This is a genomic window from Streptomyces sp. NPDC026417 (assembly GCF_055567695.1).
Window position 1 is genome coordinate 205,077 of the sequence record NZ_JBVHPY010000001.1, and the last position, 3,517, is coordinate 208,593.

A 3,517-nucleotide genomic window follows, 5' to 3' on the forward strand; every position below is an offset into this window, starting at 1 on the left:
TAAGCAAACGAACCCCCCCTCCGCACCCGCGGGGTATCTCGCTCTGTGGGGCGCCTCCCTCCCCCCCCCCCCCCCCCCCCCTTTCTCCCTCTCCCCCCCCCCCCCCCCCCCCCCGCAGTGCGTCGGGGCCGCGCCGGACCGCCCTGTGCGCGCACACCGGTGACCTGCGCGGATCGGTGACGAGCTGATCTCGGGCGGCGAACTCGTCAACCTGCTGCACCGGCACGGGCTGCGCGGACACCTGAAGACCGGCGTACCGGAAACCGCCGTGGGCGGTCAGGGCTCCGCCGAGCGGGGCTGGGTCGTCGGGATTCTCTGGGTGAAGAACATCGCGAGGAGCGCGGTGAGGGCCAGGATGGCGAGGGCGGCGCGCAGGCCGTCGATCCTGGCGTCGGCGTTCGCGTCGAGTGCCGCCCGGGTCACCTCCGGACTCGTGCCCGCCTTGTCGAGGGCGGATTCGAGCTGCGCGTCCGACAGGAAGGGCGCGCCGCTCTGGAGTTGCACACCGGCCTGGCTCTTCACCTCGGCCGGGACCGCCGGGTTCTCCTCCACGCTGGTGAGGAAGGACGTCGTGAGCGCGGCGATCATGATCGATCCGGCGAGTGCCGTGCCGATCGAGGCTCCCAGGTTGGTGACGGCGTTCTGGACCCCGCCGACTTCCGCGCTCTGCGCTTCCGGCACCGCGGACACCGTGACCGAGCCGAGCTGGGACGCCAGCGCGCCCATGCCCAGGCCGATCAGCAGGAGCGGGACGGTGACGATCTCCGCGCCGGCGTCCGCGTCGAGCGCGGCCATCAGGGCCACCGCTCCCGCGAGCAGCGCGAGGACCCCCAGCCGCACCACCCGCCGCGGTGAGACGTCGGGGAAGAGGCGCGGGATCAGGACGGCGGCCGCCAGCAGCGTCACGGAGAGCGGCAGGATGCGGGCGCCCGTCTTGAGCGCGGACAGGCCCAGGGCCACGGACAGGTAGAGCGGTACGACGAAGAAGACACCCATCTGGACCAGGTACTGGAAGAAGAACATCGTCAGTCCGCCGGTGAGCTGCTTGTTCCGCAGCATGGCCGGGTCGACCAGGGGTTCCCTGCGCCGCTCCACCGTGCGGGCCTCCCAGCGCAGGAAGAGCCAGATCAGCAGCAGACCGGCCAGCATCAGCCAGACGGTCAGTGAGATCCCCAGCCACGAGGGCGCGTCGGGTTTCGGCTTGAACCAGCCCCACTCGTCCGAGCGGAGTACTCCGTAGACGAAGATTCCCAGCCCGAGGGCGGACAGGACGGCACCGACGAGATCGATGCGGGGGCGGGCGCCGACCGGAGCGTCGGCGATACGGCCGGCGAGCACCAGGATGCCGAGCACGATCACGACCTCGCCGACGAAGACCCACCGCCAGGAGAAGTACGTCGTCGCGACACCCCCGATGAGCGGTCCGACGGCGATCGCCACGGCTCCCGCGGCGGCGACGAGACCGTAGGCGGCGGGACGGCGTTCGGGGGCGAAGTTGCTCGCCACGAGCGCCACGATCGCGGGCAGGATGAGCGCCGCCCCGATGCCCTCGAGGAAGGACCAGCCCAGCAGCAGCACCGTCAGGTTCGGTGCGAGCGCGGTGGTGAGGGAGCCGCAGCCGTAGATGACGCAGCCGATCATGAACGCGCGTTTGCGGCCGATCAGCGCCCCGACCTTGCCGCCGGGGATCATGAACATCGCCATGACGAGGGTGTAGGCCGTGATGGCGCCCTGGACACCCGTCACGGTGGTCCCCACGTCCTCGGCCACCGTCGCGATCGAGACGTTCATGACCGAGCTGTCGAGTGCCATCAGGAACTGGCCGGCCGCGAGGGTCAGGAGGACGGTCCGAGCCGACGACGGACTCTCGGCGGTGCTTGTCCTGGGTGCCATGGGCGCATCGTCCCAGGTGCTCCGGAGGGTGAGGCGCGACCCGCCACGGAGGTCGACCTGATGGCGGTCCGCGGGCGGCAGGTGGCGACTCCTCGCGGAGCCGTGGAGATGTCCCGTCCCCCGAATCGCCGCAGAATGGGCGATATCCGCTTATTTGTTCCGGATCGGAGATGTCCATGAAGGACCTCAAGTTTGAGCAGAAGCGCTCGCTGTCGCGCTTCGAGGCGGCCGACCAGCTCACGGCGCTCGCGGCCGCACTGAGAGAGGGCGGGGACGCCGAACTGGAACTCGGTGCGGGAACGCTGAGCCTGCGCATCCCCGAGGACCTCCGCAGTGAGATGGAGGTCGAGATCGGCAACGGCGAGATCGAGCTGGAGATCGAGTTCAAGTGGCCGACCGCACCGGCCAGGAGGGCGGCCGCGCGACCGGCCGCGAGCACGGGCGAGGCCCCGAAGCGGAAGAGCGCGTCCGCCAGGGCCGACCGGACCGGCACGGGCGCCGGCCGCAAGAGCGCGAAGCGGGCTGCCACGAAAGCCCCCTGACCGCGTCAGAGGCCTGGACCAATGATGTTCGGAATCGAACCTTTTCCAGTCAGGTGGAACAAAGCATCGACAAAGGGCCATCGCGTCGTGTTACGTACATTTCGCCTCTTCGGCCCGGGGAGCGGAGGGGGTGCGGCGGGGGCGTGGGCGGAGCTGGAAACCGCTTCCACGGTGATCTACGGCGGTGGGTGTGGGCCCCAACGATCGGCCGTCGCAACCCGGCCTGGTTAGTTGAACGTTGCATCTGAGAGTCACGGAAATGTCCGCATACGGCAACACCAAGCGGGACACCTGCCGGGCGGAGCGGGCGATGACCAAGCTGTGGGTCCTCGGCACTCGCCGGGAACGCACATCGTCCTCGTCGGCCGGTCAGGGCCGACCGACGGGGCCCGCACAGTTGGGGGACGTTCATGTCTTCTCGCTCCAGCCGTCGTATCGCCGCCGCGGTCCTCGCCGCCGGCGCCGCACTCGGTGCGGCGGCTCTGCCCGCCTCCGCGGACAGCGGCCACCAGCGCGACCGGAATGTGGTCATCAGCGACGTCCAGTACGACTCGCCCGGCCACGACGACAACTCCAACCGCTCCCGGAACAGGGAGTGGGTCGACATCACCAACACCGGCCGGCACGGCGTCAACCTCGACGGCTGGACCCTGAGGTCCCGGGACGGCGACACCTACACCTTCCGCCACTTCCGTCTGGACGGCCGCGCCACCGTCCGGGTCCACACCGGGTTCGGCAACGACAACCGCCACGACGTCTTCCAGGACCGTCGCAATTACGTGTGGGACAACTTCTCCGACACCGCCACCCTCCGCAACGACCACGGCCGTCGCATCGACGACGAGTCCTGGGGCCGTCACCACGGCGGTCACGGCGGCGGCCACCACGGCGGCGGCGGCCACCACGGCGGCGGGCACCACGACGGCGGGCACCACCGCCGCTGACCCCGGCCTGCGCGGTCCGGCCAAGGGCCCGTCGCACGCTTGACCGGCAGCGGGGGGGGGGGGGGGGGGGGGGGGGGGGGGGGGGGGGGCGGCGGAGGGGGGCCGGCTCGGCAGCTGTGCTGGCGCGGTCGAGGAGGA

General features: G+C 70.9%; 3 protein-coding genes. 2 read left to right on the forward strand and 1 reads right to left on the reverse strand.

The genetic code is table 11. The features are described 5' to 3' along the window. Positions 1–276: 276 nt before the first annotated feature. Positions 277–1,893: an MFS transporter gene (locus tag ACZ4NT_RS00850; RefSeq protein ID WP_467722504.1), complete on the reverse strand. Its 1,617-nt coding sequence runs from the start codon at positions 1,891–1,893 to the stop codon at positions 277–279. 176 nt (positions 1,894–2,069) lie between these two features. Here ACZ4NT_RS00850 and ACZ4NT_RS00855 point away from each other — a divergent pair, with 176 nt between their 5' ends. Both ACZ4NT_RS00855 and ACZ4NT_RS00860 read left to right on the forward strand, forming a co-directional pair. Beyond that, complete coding sequence (locus tag ACZ4NT_RS00855) at positions 2,070–2,435, forward strand: amphi-Trp domain-containing protein (RefSeq protein WP_121404736.1); 366 nt, start codon at positions 2,070–2,072, stop codon at positions 2,433–2,435. Between the two features lie 410 nt (positions 2,436–2,845). Further along, positions 2,846–3,379: a lamin tail domain-containing protein gene (locus ACZ4NT_RS00860; RefSeq protein ID WP_121403084.1), complete on the forward strand. Its 534-nt coding sequence runs from the start codon at positions 2,846–2,848 to the stop codon at positions 3,377–3,379. Positions 3,380–3,517: the final 138 nt, after the last annotated feature.